Source organism: Nocardioides sp. NPDC023903 (assembly GCF_040639295.1).
GTDB lineage: Bacteria > Actinomycetota > Actinomycetes > Propionibacteriales > Nocardioidaceae > Nocardioides.
The window spans coordinates 1-1,119 of the sequence record NZ_JBEZZS010000105.1; the positions used below are offsets into that span (position 1 = coordinate 1).

General features: G+C 66.7%; 1 protein-coding gene. It reads right to left on the bottom strand.

Annotated elements, in window-relative coordinates; genetic code table 11:
- Positions 1-105: 105 nt before the first annotated feature.
- Positions 106-1,044: an acyl-ACP desaturase gene (locus tag AB0F44_RS30260; RefSeq protein ID WP_101466178.1), complete on the bottom strand. Its 939-nt coding sequence runs from the start codon at positions 1,042-1,044 to the stop codon at positions 106-108.
- Positions 1,045-1,119: the final 75 nt, after the last annotated feature.

Consider the following 1,119-nt stretch of genomic DNA (forward strand, 5'->3'; position numbering starts at 1 on the left):
CGGCCGACCATCATCGTGGCGTAGTCGGGCGAGATCGCGGAGATCAGGTTGCCGAGGATGTGTCAACTGTAAGTGACGGCGCCAGCGGTTTATTCCATGGCCGACTCAGACCCTGGCCGCCGCCCTGGCCAGCGCGCGATCGCGCTGCTCCTCGAAACGGGCCGCCTTGACCTCGAGGTCGAGCAGGTAGGTGTGCAGCTCGTCGCGGGCGATTTCGCCTTCGGGGCCGAAATCGGTGCGTTCGAAGACGCGCCAGATACGCAGGGTCGGGCGCAGGACGACGTCGAGGTGCTGGCGCAGGTCGTAAACGCCGTGCTTGGCGAGCAGGACCGCGTTGCGGCGGAAGTTGGGCTGGTTGAGACCGGGCATCTGGAAACGCAGGATCACGTCGGTGATGGCCCGCATGGCCTCGTCGGGGGTGAGGTCGAGGGCGGCGGCGCACAGCTTGCGGTAGAAGATCATGTGCAGGTTCTCGTCGGCGGCGATCCGGGCGAGCATGCGATCGGCGACCGGGTCGTTACACAGGGCGCCGGTGTTGCGGTGGCTGATTCTGGTCGCGAGCTCCTGCAACGTGACGTAGGCGACGCCCTTGAGGAACTGCGAACCCTTCTCCGGCTTGGCGATGCCCGCGGTCATGTGCGACATCCTGGCCTCTTCGAGCGCGACCGGATCGACGGCGCGGGTCACGACGAGGTAGTCGCGCAGGACGATGCCGTGGCGGTTCTCCTCGGCGGTCCACCGGCCGACCCAGGTGCCCCAGGCGTTGTCGAAGCCGAAGGTGTCGGCGAGTTCGCGGTGGTAGGAGGGCAGGTTGTCCTCGGTGAGCAGGTTCGTGATCATCGCCGCCTTGGCGACCTCGCTCAGCCGCGACTGTTCGGGATCCCAGTCGTCGCCGCCCATGGCCGCGAAGTTGCGCCCCTCGTCCCACGGCACGTAGTCGTGGGGGTGCCACATCTTGGCCTTGGACAGGTGGTCGTTGAGGTTGGCTTCGGCCGTCGGCTCGAGCTCGGCGAGGATGTCGCTGTCGGACAGGTGGAGCGTCATGGGTCGACGCTACGAGGCGAGGGGTGGGTTCTCGGGGTTAATGCCGAGATTTCCGCGACTACTCATCACCGACCC